15 protein-coding genes and 1 tRNA gene are annotated in these 18,238 nt (G+C 34.9%); 5 read left to right on the top strand and 11 right to left on the bottom strand.

The window, feature by feature from the left end:
• Positions 1-122 precede the first annotated feature (122 nt).
• From HMPREF9699_RS11295 to HMPREF9699_RS03370, 5 genes are all read right to left on the bottom strand, one after another.
• Positions 123-293, bottom strand: a complete 171-nt coding sequence (locus HMPREF9699_RS11295; protein WP_002662424.1) for a hypothetical protein — start codon at positions 291-293, stop codon at positions 123-125.
• A 4-nt stretch (positions 294-297) separates the two neighbouring features.
• Positions 298-897, bottom strand: a complete 600-nt coding sequence (locus HMPREF9699_RS03385; RefSeq protein ID WP_002662423.1) for a hypothetical protein — start codon at positions 895-897, stop codon at positions 298-300.
• An 86-nt stretch (positions 898-983) separates the two neighbouring features.
• Positions 984-1,637 (bottom strand): outer membrane beta-barrel protein, encoded by a 654-nt coding sequence (locus HMPREF9699_RS03380; protein WP_002662422.1) that lies wholly within the window; start codon positions 1,635-1,637, stop codon positions 984-986.
• Between the two features lie 119 nt (positions 1,638-1,756).
• Positions 1,757-2,344: a Crp/Fnr family transcriptional regulator gene (locus tag HMPREF9699_RS03375; RefSeq protein ID WP_034985491.1), complete on the bottom strand. Its 588-nt coding sequence runs from the start codon at positions 2,342-2,344 to the stop codon at positions 1,757-1,759.
• Between the two features lie 2 nt (positions 2,345-2,346).
• Complete coding sequence (locus HMPREF9699_RS03370; protein WP_002662420.1) at positions 2,347-3,462, bottom strand: PASTA domain-containing protein; 1,116 nt, start codon at positions 3,460-3,462, stop codon at positions 2,347-2,349.
• Between the two features lie 120 nt (positions 3,463-3,582).
• Here HMPREF9699_RS03370 and HMPREF9699_RS03365 point away from each other — a divergent pair.
• The 4 genes from HMPREF9699_RS03365 (at position 3,583) to HMPREF9699_RS03350 (ending at position 8,949) form a co-directional block, all read left to right on the top strand.
• Positions 3,583-3,656 (top strand) — tRNA-Cys (locus tag HMPREF9699_RS03365).
• An 85-nt stretch (positions 3,657-3,741) separates the two neighbouring features.
• Positions 3,742-6,885 carry a UvrD-helicase domain-containing protein gene (locus tag HMPREF9699_RS03360; protein ID WP_034985488.1) on the top strand — a complete coding sequence of 1,048 codons (3,144 nt, stop codon included), beginning with the start codon at positions 3,742-3,744 and terminating at the stop codon, positions 6,883-6,885.
• A 75-nt stretch (positions 6,886-6,960) separates the two neighbouring features.
• The gene (locus HMPREF9699_RS10960; RefSeq protein ID WP_002662418.1) at positions 6,961-7,992 is read left to right on the top strand and encodes a hypothetical protein; all 1,032 of its coding nucleotides are present in this window, start codon (positions 6,961-6,963) and stop codon (positions 7,990-7,992) included.
• A 159-nt stretch (positions 7,993-8,151) separates the two neighbouring features.
• A complete protein-coding gene (locus tag HMPREF9699_RS03350; protein WP_002662416.1) occupies positions 8,152-8,949 on the top strand; it encodes a TIGR00266 family protein in 798 nt (265 codons plus the stop codon).
• 111 nt (positions 8,950-9,060) lie between these two features.
• Here the strand turns inward: HMPREF9699_RS03350 and HMPREF9699_RS03345 are convergent, their stop codons facing one another.
• The 6 genes from HMPREF9699_RS03345 to HMPREF9699_RS03320 form a co-directional block, all read right to left on the bottom strand.
• Positions 9,061-11,220, bottom strand: coding sequence for a TonB-dependent receptor (locus tag HMPREF9699_RS03345; RefSeq protein WP_002662414.1), 2,160 nt, complete (start codon positions 11,218-11,220; stop codon positions 9,061-9,063).
• 219 nt (positions 11,221-11,439) lie between these two features.
• The gene (locus HMPREF9699_RS10775; RefSeq protein ID WP_002662411.1) at positions 11,440-13,110 is read right to left on the bottom strand and encodes a hypothetical protein; all 1,671 of its coding nucleotides are present in this window, start codon (positions 13,108-13,110) and stop codon (positions 11,440-11,442) included.
• Positions 13,111-13,816: 706 nt separating this feature from the next.
• On the bottom strand, positions 13,817-14,797 hold the full coding sequence (locus HMPREF9699_RS03335; RefSeq protein ID WP_002662410.1) for an alpha/beta hydrolase family protein: 981 nt from the start codon (positions 14,795-14,797) through the stop codon (positions 13,817-13,819).
• 16 nt (positions 14,798-14,813) lie between these two features.
• Positions 14,814-15,698 (bottom strand): hypothetical protein, encoded by an 885-nt coding sequence (locus HMPREF9699_RS03330; protein WP_002662408.1) that lies wholly within the window; start codon positions 15,696-15,698, stop codon positions 14,814-14,816.
• The gene (locus tag HMPREF9699_RS03325) at positions 15,685-16,497 is read right to left on the bottom strand and encodes a GLPGLI family protein (protein WP_002662407.1); all 813 of its coding nucleotides are present in this window, start codon (positions 16,495-16,497) and stop codon (positions 15,685-15,687) included. The genes HMPREF9699_RS03330 and HMPREF9699_RS03325 overlap by 14 nt, the downstream gene beginning before the upstream one ends.
• A 155-nt stretch (positions 16,498-16,652) precedes the next feature.
• A complete protein-coding gene (locus tag HMPREF9699_RS03320; protein WP_002662406.1) occupies positions 16,653-17,438 on the bottom strand; it encodes a hypothetical protein in 786 nt (261 codons plus the stop codon).
• A 353-nt stretch (positions 17,439-17,791) separates the two neighbouring features.
• Between HMPREF9699_RS03320 and HMPREF9699_RS03315 the strand changes: the two genes are divergently transcribed.
• Entirely contained in the window at positions 17,792-18,238 is a 447-nt protein-coding gene (locus tag HMPREF9699_RS03315) for a response regulator (protein WP_002662405.1), read from the top strand.

Raw genomic sequence — 18,238 nt, 5'->3', positions numbered from 1 at the left:
TCCTGTTTGGGTAATAGGCGGTAATTGGTCTTGTGCTTCTTTTTCTCTGTCTCTGCACCCCATCGCGGCTAAGCCAATGGTAAGTGCTAAAAATAAGTTTTTCATAATGGTTTAAATATTTATTAATTGGTAAAAGAAAATACCCTATCATACAAAATAGGCGTAGTCATTTTACTTTTATCCACATATTGCATTAGGTTATCCATCTTTTCGGTATAGGTACGCTCTTGGGCGTTTAATATACCTCCAATACATATAAGTGCTAGAATTAGCAGTGTTGTAATTTTGTTCATTGTTTTATTTATTTAATGTTGCTACTTTAATATCTAATCTTCCTTCGGTTATAAATATTTTATCATCCACATTATCTCTATTATATAATTCGGCAGAAAAAATAGCAGAATACACACCTTTATGATAGTCAAATCTAGTAATATCAATTTCTCCACTATTAGAAGACGAATAATATACTTTATACTTATTATTATTTTTCAGACTATATATCATATGTGGATTATTGGGACCTTCTGGAAAATATTTTCCATCAGATTGTTCCACCATATACTTACCTACACCATTACTTAAATTAGGCATGTAAATATATAACTGACCAACCTCTGTACTAATATAATTTGTGATCATGAAATAAATATAATCATCACCTATATTTGGCGGATGAAAACCATTTCCTACACCCATTTTTAACCCATAAGCAGGAGGACCTCCAAAATTTTGAGAACCATTTTTAGGAATCAATACTTTTCCATTTACCAAACATCCCGCCGTATTTGCCCCTGTTTGGGTAATAGGCGGTAATTGGTCTTGTGCTTCTTTTTCTCTGTCTCTGCACCCCATCGCGGCTAAGCCAATGGTAAGTGCTAAAAGGATTTTTTTCATTTTATTTACTATTTTTTATTAGACATTATATTTGGTTGAATCTGTTTCACGACCATTGTACCCTTTAATAAAACAAGGATAAATAATTATTTACTCAAATTCATACGATACCCGATACTAATGTGCGTGTTATTAGGATAATGATATTTATCTCCCAAAAAAGTATTCACCTTAATCAGATCTCCTCCACGATAGAAATTATAATCTATATAAATGGCATCATTATTTTTGAACTGATACCCCAACCCAATGCCTAAATTCATAGAAAGATAGATGGGATGATGGGTAAATTCCAAATTATCCGTTACATTATAATATGATTTTGTTTCAATGTTAAGGAAGGCTCCTCCGCTAATGTATCCGTAAAGATTTTCAACAATCTTATAATCCCATTTCATATTGAAAGGAATAACGATATTATAAGATTCAAAATGGGCTAACTTTTCATCCCAACCGCCACAAAGAAAACCACCAAAACCACAAGAAGGTTTGTACTCTGGCCAATAATAATATAAATTGGCTTTATGATATTTTATTTTAGCAGAGATACTCCATTTTCTGGCAAAATAATATTCCCCAGATATTCCAAACTGAGAGTGAATAACATTTGGGTGATGGATAATATTACCACCCAACTCTGCACCTATAAAAAAATTACCTTTGTTATTTAATCTTTCTGATTGTCCACTGACAGAGACAGAAGCCAAGCCAATAATAAGTATTAAAAATAGGTTTTTCATAATTATATTTTTTATAGAAACTAACATTTACCGGTAACAAAGTTATCATACTTTTGAAAGAAAAACATTGATTTCAATCAATCCGAACAAATAGATATAAAAAAAAGCATTGAATACTATCAATGCTTCTGTGTTTTTAATTTTTTCTTGGTTCGAGAACAAGTTTCAGGGGTCATATTAAGAAATGATGCCAGTACTTTATTGCTTATTCGCTCATAATATTGAGGATAGCGTTCCTTAAAGAAAATTAATTTTTCCAAGGGAGACATGGTTGTAAGAAACTGAAATCGCTTAATATGAAAGGCTTGAAATTTTTCTAAAATCTTAATGTATATACGCCTAACGCCGTCTAAATTTTCTACCAAATAATAAAAATCTTCATGACTGATCCATAATACTACACTATCTTCCAGACACTGTATATACTCATCATTTTCAGAAAGCGTAGTAAAAGAATGGAGATTACTACAAAACTCTCCCTCGGAAGATAATAATCTCGTGATTTCTGCACCCTGTTCGTTAAGGTAAAAGTTTCTGAGCATTCCTTCGCAAATGAAGAAAATTTTATCACAAGTCTCCCCCGCCGATACAAGGTTTTCATCAGTTCGGCTGGCTTGGAGATGAAATCTACGGATGATTTCCTCTTCTTCCTCAGCAGTCATCTGTACAAGTGACCGAACAAAGTCTATAAGTAAACCATGATACATAACTACTCTATCACCACCTTAGCTTTGGGCTTTTCCGCAGGTTTTTGAGGTTCTCCTTTCAGTTTAGATGTTGCATTTCCTGAAGAAGGCTTCGCAGGGGTAGGTTTATTCGATTCTGACTTAGCCTGAGATCTTTCAGTGGAAGATTTCGTATCGGTTTTAGGCTTTGTTTCTACTTTCGGCTTAGTCTCTGACTTAGTTTCTGTGGTTCTGGTTTCTCCTGACGGAACAGGTGGCAATACTCCCTCTCCTTCGTCATCAAAATTAGGCGATGGATACGCAGGAAGTTCATCATAGGAATTTACAGGTGCAGTATCAAAAATCTTAACTCTATAGATAGAGTTCAGTTCTTCTATTTTACCTTGCAAAGCAGAAATCGGTTTTTTAGACGCCCAAAGGTCAATTTGCATTCCTTGATCTCTGAAGGAGCCTGGAGCAGGGTCTTGGAAATAAATGATGGCATTATCATCTGCCTGTCCTCCTTCATAATCTAACAGCCCTATTTCAAACAAGTTTTGCTGAACAATGAGTTTCGCTTCACCAATGGACAATCCCACTAAATTAGGCACAGGAATATCCCTTTTCGGTCCCATCCCTATAACCAAATCAATAACAGAAAATCTTGGCAACTGAACACCTGGTTTTATTTCATTACCATTATGAAGGAGCCTAATTACTGCATCCCTTTGGATATTCGGTTCATAGAGCGTATCTCCCACTTTCAGTCCCACTTGAGCCAATCTCCTAAATGCCAAACCTTTGTATTTATCTAGAATTTCAGGTACGGTAACTTTCGCCCAAGTTCTCGGGTTTACTTTCAGTGTAATGGTTCTCCCTTCTTTTACTTTAGAGCCAGGTCTTGGGAAGACTCCTAGCACCTGAAAAGGCTTATATTTAGGGTCATACTGTGCACTATCCACTTCGTATTCTAGCCCTATTTCGTCCAGAGACTGAATCGCTTGATGCATAGAGTGATTCACTACATTGGGTACAGCCACTTCTTTTCCATGATTGGTATATACCTTTAACCAATTAAAAACAAGATAAACACCTCCCACAAAAACACCTATTGCGATGACCAAATTCAGTAGCACTCGCCAGTTGAATAATGATTTCATTATAATTCAATGATTTTATTGAGAGCAAATATACTTAATTTTAAAAAAGGGAATGAAATAAAATTTCATCTTTCCTTTTTGTTTATTGAATATTTTTTCATACCTTTGCGTTCACAAAAGGGTACTTTGGCCGAGTGGCTAGGCAGTGGTCTGCAACACCATCTACAGCGGTTCGAATCCGCTAGGTACCTCCAAAAAACCACAACTCATGAGTTGTGGTTTTTTATTTTCAAAATCATTCTCATAAAATTTCATTATTTTAGTCCAAATCTTTTTTACATGAAAAATGCTTACAAAGCCATTACCGCTTCGGCAGGCTCTGGAAAAACCTATACCCTCGTACAGAAACTCCTCATGATATGCTTAGCAGAGCCTCAGCAGCATACCGTTATCCAAAACATCCTGGCACTTACTTTTACTAACAAAGCAGCCAATGAAATGAAAAGCCGAATCCTTGGCTGGTTAGATGGCTTTGCGGCAGATGACTATCTAGAAAATAATGACCTTAAAGGACTGCTTCAAGCACTCAAAAAACAGGGCAAAACGGTGGACATAGAAGAATTACATCTTCGTGCCAAAAAACTGAGAGACTATATTCTTCATAACTACTCCGTACTCAATATTTCTACCATCGATAAGTTTAATGCCAAATTGGTAAGAAGTTTTGCCTATGAATTAGGTTTAGCAAAAAATTTTAACATCGAAATCAATGCCGACCCCTACCTCATCGAAGCCATTGACCAAATGCTGGAAAAAGTGGGAGAAGATGAAAAACTATCCACCGAATTTATTGATTTCGTGGAATATAACTATGACAATGAAAAAAGAGTAAATCTCCATAACGAGCTTTTCAGAAGTGCTAAAAACTATATCTCTGACACCAATTATGAAGCACTGAAGAAAAATGAAAAATTCGATAGTCTCTATTATCAAAAGGCCACGGAAACACTACAAAAAAGAATACAGCAAATTAACAAAGAAATCGTTACCATCGCAGAGCATAGTTTACAGCTGATAGAAAAACAAGGTCTCAGCGTAAGTGATTTTTCTGGCGGAAGAAAAAACTCCATCGTCTTATTCTTTGAGAACATCATCCAAAAAAATGATATTAAGCTAAGAGCCTCCACTGAAGACGAAGAAAAAACCGTTGCTAATTATTTAAAAGGGGCTTCGTCATCAGGAAAAAAGAAAGAAAATGAAGTACTATCTATCTTGGAACCTCTGATGAATGCCAGAATGGACATCATCCAAAAAGAAGTGGAAAAACAAAAAATCAGCAAAATTATGGATGCACTTCTTCCACTCAAAGTACAGCAAAATCTTCAAAAAGAACTCGCTCTGATAGAAAATGAGAATGATTTGGTACTCCTCTCTAAATTCAATATCCTCATTCATGAAAATCTCCAAAAAGAACCCGCCCCATTCATCTATGAAAAAGTAGGCACCCGTTTTCAGCATTTTTTCTTGGACGAATTCCAAGATACCTCTCTTATGCAGTGGAAAAACATCATTCCACTTCGTGATGAAAGCATAGCACAGGATAAGACTTCTTTTACCATCGTGGGTGACCCTAAACAAAGCATCTATAGATTTCGTGGCGGAGATAGCCATATCATGATAGACATCCTCAATCATAATGAAATCACGCCACAGCCCGCCACCATAGAAATTTTGGATAGCAACTGGCGAAGTGCTGCGAATATTGTAGCGTTTAATAACACCCTATATGAATGGCATTCTCATACCTTAGCACCCGAGCACCAAGAAATTTTCGGAAAAAATGCTTTCCAAAAACCTCAATCCTCCAAAAAAGGGAGAGTGAAAGTTCACCTCATGGAGCAAAGCATAAAAACTGAATTTTATGAAGCTATTGCTGAAAAAATGCACCATGATATTCAGGAATGTGTAAATAATGGATATGCCCTGAAAGATATTACCATTCTCTGTAGAAATACCGATGACATTTTCCACCTCATCACCTTGCTTTCACAAAGAAAAATTCAATATGAAAACCAAGAAATTTTCATTAAAACACTCTCCGAAAGAGGACTCACTCTGGATATCTCTCACACCCTCAATGCACTTATTCATTTCCTAAAATGGAATACCAATACCAAGAGAGAACAAGATTTCATTCTGATGCTCCATCACCTTAATCAAATAAAAAGAATTAATTTTCAAGATTTCACAGAAGAATCATTGGCTTTATTACAACTGGACACTCAGGTTCGTTTAGAAAAATTAAAAACCGATTGGAACCTTCATCTTAGCGAAGTAAACGGACAGCACTTTAACCTTTACAATAGCGTAGAAAGTCTCATCCACCAAATGAAAATGGAAGGTACAGAAGGAGATTTCATCCTTTCTTTTCTAGAGGAAGTGTACAGCTTTTCTCAAAACACCTCTGCTACACCGAAAAGATTAACCCAGCTTTGGGATGAAGAACTCCACAAAAAAACACTTCAAGCGTCTGAAAACCTAGATGCTATACAGCTCATGACCATCCATAAATCCAAGGGGCTAGAGTTTCCTATCGTATTTCTTCCCATCCGAAAAGATAATAAAGACAGTAAATTTATCGATTGGTTCTCCATAGATAGCATAGACGGTATTTCTTCGGTAAGCATTGATGGTTTTAAGGGAAATCTAAACGCCTATGATGAAAACATCAGAGCATTTAATGAAAAAAACATATACCAAAATAAAATAGATAGGCTATCTCTTCAGTATGTAGCAACTACCCGCCCTATAGACCAGCTTTTCCTGTATTTAGAAAAACCGAATCAGCCTACCCAAAACGAATTGGTAGATTTTATCTTAGAAAAATTTCCTAATGCTCCTGAAGAGCTAGAATTTTTTGAAGATTTTGATGCTGAGAAAACATCTCTAAAAAATCATGTAGCCCCTACACAAGACACTCTGAATATCTCTGGTTTTTCTTCTACCGAAACACCTACACAGATTACCATTGCTACACCATCTAAAAGCTATCAGCAAAAAGATGAAAAAGTAAGAATGGGTATTTTCATCCATGAACTCCTTTCCAAAATCTCCACAGAGAAAGACCTGCTACCTACCCTCCAAAAGTATATCTTAAAAGGTATTATCCATCATAAGGAAGCCCAAATCATTCAGAAAAACATCGAAGAAACCATCCGAAAATACCCTGAATATTTCTCTCCTAAACATACCATACTCAATGAAAGAGAACTGATTTATTTCGAAAATGGACAAAAATACATTCTTAGACCTGATAGAATCATCTCCACCGAAGAAGGCATATATATCATTGATTTTAAAACGGGTACAGAACATGAAAAATACAAAAACCAAATGCGTCAGTACCAAAATGCTTTAGAAAATATGGGCAAAAAAGTAATTGGAACAGATTTGGTATATCTGAATATATCATTAGACAATTAACCAAAGATGCTTTATTCTCGCATTAATTATCTAATAAAGCACAATAATCATCTCTCATTAAAAAATCATAAAACAATGAAAAAATTAGCACTCACTTTTGGACTCTTGGTTGCGGGAATGCTCCATGCTCAATACACACCTCATCAAGGATATGATAATAACTACTATGGAGACTATTACGATGATTTCGATTACTTCCCCGATGATTATTACTATGAATACCCTTCGGATTATTACGCTGATTCCTACTACAGAAACATCTACAATGATTATCGGAGATCTATTACCATGATTAACTGGAATTCCTTTTTCAGGACCCATCACCTATCTCCCATGCAAATCAATATGATTATAGAGCTCAACAGACAGTTTCCCTCCTTTCATGCATGGAATAGCTATTACAGAATGAACCCGAGAAGATGGTGGTATGATAGATTTTATGCCTTGGAAAGAATCTTAGGTCCTCAAGTTTTCATCGTCTTCCAAAACAATTACTATCACGGAAGCCATCCTGTTTATTATTATAATAATTACTGGACTACACACTACTATCCAAGATACACCGTAATGCCAAGATACAGAACGGTGCATGTGGATTACTATAGAATCAATCGGTACGATTATCACAGAAGTATAGGTACAAAATTCGGTTGGAACCAACCACGAAGCACCAGAACTTATACCAATTTCTCTGATGCCAATCACAATCCGAGAAGTGGCTCTATAAGCAGATTTAAGAATGACTATACAGGAAACTCCTCATGGAGCACTCCAAGAAGCAATGGAGTAAGCGGGTTTAAAAAAGAACATCATGAAAATTCGTCATTTGGTCATGCAAGAAATAACTCAGCAAACACACCAAGAACTCCCAACGGTGGTTTCAGAAATGATAGTTCTAATGGTTCAGCGTCTTCCTTTAGTACACCGAGAAATCACACCACTACTCCACCAAGAAGTACTAGCGGAGGATTTAGAAACAATAGCGGAAGCAGTTTCAGCACACCGAGAAATAGCGGATTTTCCAATAGCAATACACGCACAATGAGTAATGACACGGGTATTCGAAATTCATCCTCTGGCAGTGGCAGAGTAAGTGGATTCAAATAACCATTCAAAACGAAGTCTTTTTTCTTAGACTTCGTTTTTTTCTTTGTAAAATCCAATAAAATTATTAATTTAGCGTATCGCAAAGTGTTTTAGAAAACATCTGTGCTAAAAAACAATCAAATCTTCTTTAACATTTAATCCTAATATTTTAATAATACAATGAAAAAAAATCACGAAATCGATTACGAAATTCACGGTGAAGAAATGCAATATGTGGACATTGAGCTAGATCCACAAGAAACCGCCATAGCAGAAGCTGGAAGTTTTATGATGATGGAGGATGGCATACAGATGCAAACTATCTTTGGTGATGGCAGTGAAAAAAATCAATCTACTGGACTTTTCGGAAAAATATTAAGTGCCGGAAAGAGAATGCTCACTGGTGAAAGTCTCTTTATGACCGCCTACACCAATATGGGACAAGGTAAAAAGAAAGTAGCCTTTGCTTCTCCCTATCCAGGGAAAATTATCCCACTAGATTTAGAGCAACTGAATGGTAAGGTAATTTGCCAAAAAGATGCTTTCCTATGTGCTGCCAAAGGGGTAAGTGTAGGCATTGAGTTTCAGAAAAAATTAGGCACAGGGCTTTTCGGAGGGGAAGGTTTTATCATGCAAAAACTAGAAGGAGATGGGATGGCTTTCGTTCATGCAGGTGGACATGTTACAGAAAAAGAACTCCAAGCAGGCGAAAAAATAAAAATAGACACGGGGTGCATCGTGGGGTTTACCCAAACCGTTCATTATGATATAGAATTTGTAGGAGGCATTAAAAACACCCTCTTCGGAGGAGAAGGGGTATTCTTCGCTACACTTACTGGACCAGGGAAAGTATGGATTCAGACGCTCCCCGTGAGTAGATTAGCCTCTAGAATTCTGAGTTATGCTACCTACAACAAGAAAGAAGAAGGTAGCGTTTTAGGAAAATTAGGAAATCTATTAGACGGTGATGGCTTTTAGTAAGTAAGCTTTGGGTACAAAACACTTTATTTCAACCTAAAATAATACAATGAATCATCCCCTTTCAGTAGTGGACTATTGAAAGGGGATGAGACAAATTATTCCAAATCTCTAAAAAGAATACTTCACATCTAGCCCACCAAAGAAATAGGCTTTAGAGGGACCTGGTGTAATATCTGTAGTTATATTTTCGGGGTAACCATTGGCAAAATCAGAATCTCCCACCGCATTACCTACAAAGAGAAAACTATAATTCACTTGATTGGTCAGATTATTTCCGGCGATATAAGCGTTTAAATCCCATTTTCCAAAACTCTTTCGATACCCGAATTTCATATTCAGCTGGTGAAATCCTTTTACATTAATTTCGTTATCAAAATCAGTAAAAACATCGCTCAGATAATTGAAACTGTTATTGAGATAAAGCCCTATTTGAGTGGTAATATCCAGTCCCAAAGCATATTTAGAAGTAGGCACTCCTACTACGCGTTTACCAGAATAATCATCAATAGTGTTTTCACTTTCTTCAGAGAAGTTTTTGTATTTAAAATCATACAATGCCATATTTACATGAGGAGCAATACTCTTCACAAACCCCTCTGAAGAATACAGATATCCTATACTCGCTTCTATTCCCTTGTTCACTTGTTGCCCTGTATTCGCCCAATAGCTATAACCTCCAGAATTTGGATTCCAAAGCTGAGTAAGTTTATTAGACACATCTATATGAAAAAGAGAAATCTGATAGTTAAAATTAGTATTATCCAATAATCCTTGTGCAGTAAAATCCCACATTTTTGCTTTTTCCGCTTTCAGGTGATCATTCGTTTCTGAAATTCCTCTAATAAAAGAAGTTGCCGCCGTGGGTGGATTAAAGCCTTGACTATAGCTGAGATTAAAAACTTGATTTTTCCACTTTTTCTGCAAAGCAATATGAGGGGTAAGCTCCATGGAAAAAGATTTCTGAAAGGACAAATCTTTATTATATCCCTGTACCAGCCCTGGAAATCTCAATAAATCCAAACGATGGTACCCCATAGTGTTCCCGCTGGTTCCTACAAGTAAATCTAAGGCCCATGGTTCATAGCTTAATCGGTTCATTATAAACGCCGAAAAAGCATAATTATTATATTTAAAATAAGAAGCTCTAGAGATGGGTCTCATTTGCAAAGCAGGATCTATCACCTTACCATCAAAACGATAATTAGAAATTAAAGAACGAGAAACCGAATATTCAGCACCCCATTCTAAATGGTTAGAGAAATCATTATTCACCTTCTTATTCCACTGAAAAACAGAACGAAATCCATAGCTTGGTTGCATAGAATTTTCATGAGCACCTGCCGCCGTTCTTTGCGTATCCAAATGATGATAATAAATAGAGGTAGCATTGCTAAGCTCTGAAAGAATTTGCCACTGATGTCCCACCGTTACTCTATTAGAAATAAAATGATTGGCTGCATTTCTCCTTGCATATGCCGCATTTCCAGGGTCTTTACCTTGATAATAATCTTGGAGCGAGATTTGTCCTGGCACCCCTTCGAATGAGTTAGAATGAGACGCATACGCCGTAAGCGTTTGATGTGGATTGAGTGTAAAGCTCCCTAAAAAACTATAATTATTTTTATTGGTATTTCCTCTCGGTCTATATCCTTTGCTTTCTAAGTGACCATAATTAAACAGCAATGTAGAGTTTTCATTGCTCGTTTGGATTTTGGTATTATTTTGAAATAAACCAAAAGAGCCAGCAAGTAAACTATTAGAAATGCTCATTCCTTTTTTCTCATCAGGAAGGATAGAAAATTTCACCGTCCCTCCCGAACCTCCTCCATAACGAGTAGAAGCAGGACCTTTAATGACTTCTATGCCATTAATCTGTGAAAAATCAATATCCTCCAAAATGGTTACCCCATCTGCATTAGTAAGAGGCACCTCATTGAGGTAAAATTTCACTCCCCAATTGTTAAATTTCTGGTCATTTCCATAGCCTCTCACTACTACCCTTTGCCCTCCGAAAGAGGTTCTTTTTTCCACTTGCACTCCTGCTAAAGCTCCCAAAGTCTGCTCGATAAAAATAGGATTAGTCCGTTCCAAATCTTTAGTCTGAAGCACTTGGGTAGGCAAAGCATTTTCAGAAAATTTCTTTTGGGTTTTGTAAATCTCTTTTTTATGATAAATGACTAAGCTATCTAGTGTCCTTTCATGCTCCTGAGCAAAAGCATACGCTGAAGCAAGGAGGCTAATGACTAAACTGTGTTTTTTTAATTTCATCTCGATAAAATTTTTGCAAAAATACAAAACCAACTAAGAATTGTACGATGTAAACTTGAGAAATAGGAAGTCAGAGATTGTATAAAGTACAATGATTTTAGAAATTAGAAGTTGGAAGTTGGAAGTTAGAAAGCTAACTGCCAACCGCTAGAAGCTAAAAACTCACTATCATAAAAAAAGCCCTATCAGAATTACAATTCCGATAGGGCAAAGTAAAATTTATTGGATTAATTTTTCTAATCTCTCAAGCCTCTGCTTTAAATCTGCAATCTCTGCATCTTTAGCTTTTAATGCTTTATCTTGCTCTATACTATGCAAGTAAAGTTCTTCTATTTTCTCCACATTGGTCAGCTGCGTTTCCATTAGATCTACATAACCTTGTGCTTTAATAGTCTCAGCAGATTTATATCCTGGTAAATGTCCATTGGTTTTTACAAAATCTTCTACTTGACTCAGTGATTTGAAATTGTAATCTGCCTTGATAGACGAAGTTCCTGTATAGTACTTTTGGAATACATAATCTGGGAAGATAGTGGCTCCATTAACTCCTTGGAAAGAAGTAGCTCTTACCATTCCTTCATCTGTAATGCTTATTGGATGAGTAGTTCTGTCTCCATTGGCAGATGTAATGGCAAGCTGTACAGAATTACTCGCTGTATCTGGAACCCATGCAGATCTGATAGTAGTAGAACTACCGATTACTAATTTACCTTGTGCATCTGCATATACTGGACGATTACCTGATCCTGCTAATGAATTAGCTTTAATACTACCATTTACTTCTAGTTTTTCAGATGGATTTCCCATACCTATACCTACATTACCATCTTGGGTTACTTCAAGCATTGGAATGGTTTCATCAGCATTCCATAATTGAAACTTATTCTTAAAACCAACATAAGTATTACCAGTATCTCTTGTACCGAATTTTGAAAAACCTAGATCGTTACTTGCTTTCATTATCGTAAAACCAGTAGGATTGTAAACATCTATTTTTTCTTTTGGTTCTTTTACTCCAAGTCCTAATCTTCCTAATACATTAAAAAATATTCCACTACTTTCTGTAGGATGAAGATTACTTCTAAAACCCAAATATCTTAAATTCTCATCTACAGAACTGTAATCATACCATATATTGAATGTCTTACTATAATTGTTGTTTTCAAAATTACTCGACATATCAAATAGAATTTGACTATCACTATCTACCCCTGATCCTAACTTTAAGCTAGCATGAGCTTTTTTACTTAATAAAGTTATTCCTGCATCACTATTGGAGTTTTCCTCAGTTTTAATTATAAACTGACCTAATTGATCCGTAGCTGGTTGATCTCCTAAAATACTGAATAATCTATCGGGCGTGCTTGTTCCAATACCAACTTTTCCAGAATCATGAATAAAAATATTCTTATCATCTGTTCTTGGTGTAGTTCCATCAGATAAATTGGTTAATTTTACCACATTATTTGCTGTATCATTGGTCCACTTAGAACCATCTACAGCCAGTGAATTATTCCCCGCTTTCACCCACTCGGTACCATTATAGAAATAATATCCTTTTTCCGTAATCTTCGCTACTCTATTATTTACTGTAGCATCACTTCCTGCGGTGTAAGTAGCATCCGTAGCATACACTAAAGTACCTTCTACGGGAGTTTCAATATTAGCAATTCTCGTTTTGCTCAGCTTAGGAGCAATAATCCCTTCATTCGTTTTTGCCTCTACTCTAGCGTTATCACTATTCGGCTGTACATCCATCGTAGCACTTGGTGTTACGGTGTTTACCCCTACTTTACCCTTGTAAGGGTCTTGCTGCTGTTGCTGTGCATAGCCATAGGTCATAAAACCTAAGAACGCTAACACACTGATCTTGATTGTTGTTTTGTTCATCGTTTTTAAATTTAAAATGTTGATTTATTTTTTTTTATTAAATGATTAAAAAATTCAAAGATTAAAAGATTCCGTTCGTTTTGATGATTTCGATTTTTTAGATTCTTTAGACTCTTTAATTTCTTTCCTTTTTCTAGATAATTCCTTATTAAATCCCTATCCTCCCAAAAAACAATTAGTGAACTGTACAAATTAGAAGGGAGACACTGATATCGTATTGATTTTTGTAAAAAGTTCTGGTGAAGGATAGGGAAGGTACTGGTGCAGGTCTCTCCTCTATGGGGTAATGAATAACTATGATGATGACATAGACACAAACAAAATTGCCCCCTTCTCAATGAAGGAGGATATAAATTAAAATATCCGATATTTGCTCGCTCTAGATTTTTTTTATAGATTCCGCGTACACACGCATATTTATATATACTTAGCGAAGGTAAGTGTGTGTGTGTGTGTGTGTGTGTGTGTGTGTGTGTGTGTGTGTGTGTGTGTGTTTACACAATCATTTGAATTGACCAAATTTTTGGCCCACTTTTTTTCAGTAATTTTATATGTGTTGATTGTGTGTAACATAACGAGGCAAAGATAGATAAAGTTTTCTAATATGCAAAAAGTTTTTTTATAAGTTAATTTTAAATGTTGGAAATTAGAATTTAGAGGTTAGAAAAAGCTAACTGTCAAAAGCCAGAAGCTATTCGCTAAAAGCTTACTGCATACTGCTTTTAGAAGCAATCCATTGCACCCAATATTGAGCAACCTGGTCCCAATTGCTTTTAGAGTGATTAGGTTTACCATTTTCTATTGGAAAGAAATTATGCTCACAATTAAAATAACTTTTAAAAGTAAAGTTCTTTTTATTTTCCTGAATAGCAACTACTTGTAAATAATCATTAAAAATACCATTTTGATCTTTGGTTCCATAGGTTACCAGTATCGGGATTTTTAGCTGAAGTAAATCAGGAATAAAATTTTGTGAAAGCGAATAGCTATAAAAACTGGTATTCTCTTGATGCGTTTCTAATGCTTTTCTGTTTTCAACAATCTTTTTCCAATCTTTCAAATCATCTTGCACCCAATCTTCCTCCTCATCGGGAGCTTGACGGCTCATGTGAATAATACTCATCATCCTTCCCAAAGGATTCCCTCCGGAATAGATGAGATGGGAAATCTTTGAGTTATGCTTTGCCATTTGTAATGCAATATAAGAGCCTTCTGAATGCCCTGCTACCACAATTTTCTTAGCATCTACCCAATTTTGTTTTACCAATTTTTTGATGATATGATTATTTCTTTTATAATAAAAATCCAAATGATTATTGACAATATATTGCTTGGGAGGGAGTCCCACTTTAGGATAAGTTAAATCTTCTTTTAGATTTTGAACATATTCGGATAGGGGCAAAGCAGGTTTATTCACAATCACCAAATGATAATCCCTCGTAATAGTTGCTAATTCAAAGGGCAAAATAGGATAGCCCATTTCTTTTGAGACCAATATCTGTAATGGTCTTGCCAAGCTGCCCTGACAGAAAAAAAACAAAGGTTTCTGCTTAAACTGCTCTCCTTCCTTTGACAAAATAAGGTAATGAGATACTGCCCCATTCCATACGACAGAATCTCTCCGAACTTCCTGTGCCATAATTGATACAAAAACAAAAAATAGGAGAAAAACGAATATTTTTTTCATGTTGGCTGCCTTGTTTTCATTTATTTTTCTCGAAAAAATCTCTCGTTATTTTCATACTATGCCCTATACTTGGAAGCCCTATATTTTTTCGGTTCCGATTTATTTGTAAAGTATCCGCATCTTCATCAAAAGTCATAAATCCCCAATACAATTGCTTTTTTTTAGCAATCCAATAATTGTGCTTGTCTACCATGAGGGCGTAAATTCTTGGAGGACAATCTCCCGACTTCACCGCTTCCAATGTTTTTTCTAACAAAAAAGGGAAATCTTCCGTTTCTATCATATTGCCAAAAAAATTATCCATAGGCATAAAAGTATTATCATTCGTCATAATACCTATTTTATGAACGGAGGGAAAACCATATTTCTTAAAAGTCCATTTCAATAATTCTGCATTTTTTTTATCGTTAAGTTCCCTAATATCTACTGCTAACCTACCTCCTTGTTGGCTTCTCGCAAAAGCTACACTAAAAGAATCTACAAGCCTCCTATTCATTTTCTTTTTCCATTTCACCACCTCTCTTCTTACCGCTACACTGTCCATTCCATACTTAGTGTATATAGGGAAATACTTCTCATACAAACTGCCATAGGGTGAAAGAGTGTACACCAACCTACGCAACATTCTCTTTCCGCCAAAATCTTTGTTATATTGATCTGAAAGAGTAATATAAGTTTCAAACTCCATTATTCTTTCTTGATTTTTAGGCATATATTGTCGGAATAATTTTCTATATTCAGTAATCGTTTTTAGGGTATCTTTTTCAAATCTATAGATACTATCTATTCTATTCACTTCTTGATAATAGTGGATATAGTTTTTATTTCTACAAGAAGAAAATAGGATGAATAAGAAGATAGTAACTACCTTTAGTCGATAAAAAAACTTATAAGGCGTCATAATCTATTCTGTGATTTAGTTCTATAGGATTATTATTTTCTCTGATAGGGTCTTGCTGTTCTTTATTAAATGCTCGCATATCAAACTTCATAGGCATTCCGTCAGCATCTGTCATACGAATCGTAGCTCCTGCTTTTATTTTTTGTTCTAAATCTAAGTTGGGATGCAGATAATAGGTAACCGCAAGTTCTTTATACTTATCCCAATCTATATTGATTAAATTAGTTCTAGTATCAAATAAATTCTCCATCTTCTTCACTTGAACTAAATGAAAAGTATAATCTTCTTCACTATCATGTATAGCAACAATTAACCCTGGAAGTCCATGAAAAACATAAGGTCCATCATTCACAGGAATATCATTCGTAAACCATGCAATCCATTCTCTACCTCCATAGTTCACAGTAGCTTTCTGCGTATTATAAATACCTTTTTTTTTCTTTTCTGGTAATATTTTCCAGTTTAGAGCATCTACTATTGGAAGAGCATAATCAAATTCCTTATGATTTATTACTTTAGTTATAGTATTATTTACCAAATCTTTTTTGATATAAAATTTATTTTCAAATCCATCTGGCACCATTGCTACTCTCCCCTTTAACTTAAGTGAATCAGACTTTTTATAATAATTTTCTCTATAAATAGAATATCCATCTGAGAAATCTAATATAGTAGTGTATTTACTTATTTTATCTGGAAACTGTTTATTTAACCTACACTTTTGCTCATATACAAAACTCATCTTTTGCCCCCAGCAAAATGATGCCCACAAGATAAAAACTAAACCTAATTTTTTCATGTTTTTTTAAATATTTGAAGTACATGTTTAAAGAAAACGCTTACCTTAACTTTTTAATTTTGATTAACTTTCCTAAGCTTCATACGCTTTCAAAGCACTTTGGCAAAGTACCCAAAAACAATAAATAGTCTCTTCATCTCTGCAAAATAAATCATTTAATCTCTGTTTAATCTCTTAAAAAAATCCTTATCAATCATTGCCTGATGTTTTAAACTCGGCAATCCTATACTTTTTCTGTTTTTATCAATGGTAGTAGAATCCAAGGCTCCCCATTCTGTATATCGGTAAATGGTGCTTCTTTTTAAATTCAAATTTAATCCATCTATCATTAAAGCATATACAAAAGGTTCGCAATCTCCATATTTCACATGGTCTAGAACTTTTTCTCTTAATATGGAATTATCCACAGATTCGGAAAGATGACTTAATAATGTAGGCATTGGAAATTCACCTATTTTTTCCCTTGTAGGATAGCCATACCTATCAAAATACCAAAGTAAAAATTTTGCATTCCTGTCAACATTCTTATTTATAGTCAGAAAATCCTTTTCAGCTCTTCCCTCTTGATCTCTTTCCAATACAATTCTAAAAGAATCTACTAATTTTTGGTTTTGTTTCTGTTTAGTCTCTTTTATCAGCTGTTTTACTTCTTCATCTTGCAACCCATATTTCTGAAATAAACCTTCATATTGTTTCAATCTATCACCTAAATAATACTTCATAGTAACTAGTTTTTTCAAAGTTTCCTTCCCTCCAAAATCTTCATTGTACTGATGCGAAAGTAAAATATAAGTTTCAAACTCCTGAATTCTTTCCTGATTCTTAGGCTCATATTTTTTAAAGAGCTTTTTATACTCTTTAACAGCCAATTGCGGCTGATTCGCTAATCTATAAATACTATCTATTCTGTTTACTTCCTGATAGTAATGGATATAGTTCATCTTTTTAGCACACGAAGAAAACCCTAAAATGATAATAGAAAAAAGAAGGATACAACAAAAAAACCTGTACATAGCACAATATTCACCCGATAAAATTACGAAAAACGAATCATTTATACAAATATATTCTCAAATTCACTATCACACACCATTAAAATAAATAAAAACACCATCATTCTTAACAAAATGATGAACATAAAAGCAATCCTAATCACCAAATCCACACATGAATATTTCATCAATATACCCAATAAAAAGAAAACAAGTTCACAAAAAAATAATTCTTACATTTGCACACTATCAGTATTTTCTATAGAAAACAAAATTGATAAAACTACAACAAACAAAAAACGATGAACAAGGAATATACTTACATTGCATTGGCAGATGATGATGAAGACGATAGACTCTTCTTCACCGATGCTTTTGATGAACTAAAAATCAATACGAAAGTGCATACCTTTAATGATGGTGCCGAACTGATGAATTTCCTTAATGAAGAGGAAGAAAAATTGCCAGAAATACTCTTCCTAGACCTCAATATGCCCAAAAAAAATGGCTTTGAATGCCTTACAGAAATTCGTTCTAACCCTAAATTTAAGGACATTGTAGTAGCTATTTATTCCACTTCTTCTAGTGAAGAGCATATAGAACAAACTTTCGTGAATGGTGCCAATATCTATATCAAAAAACCCAGTAGCTTTAATGACCTGAAAAAAATCCTCTCCTCCGTAGTAACTACCAACTGGCAATACCAAACTTCAGGACTCAATAAAGATAATTTTCTGATGAGATTATAA

This window comes from Bergeyella zoohelcum ATCC 43767, assembly GCF_000301075.1.
GTDB classification, from domain to species: Bacteria; Bacteroidota; Bacteroidia; order Flavobacteriales; family Weeksellaceae; genus Bergeyella; species Bergeyella zoohelcum.
The sequence above is the reverse complement of the archived record's forward strand: the minus strand, read 5'-3'. Positions and strand labels throughout refer to the sequence as shown.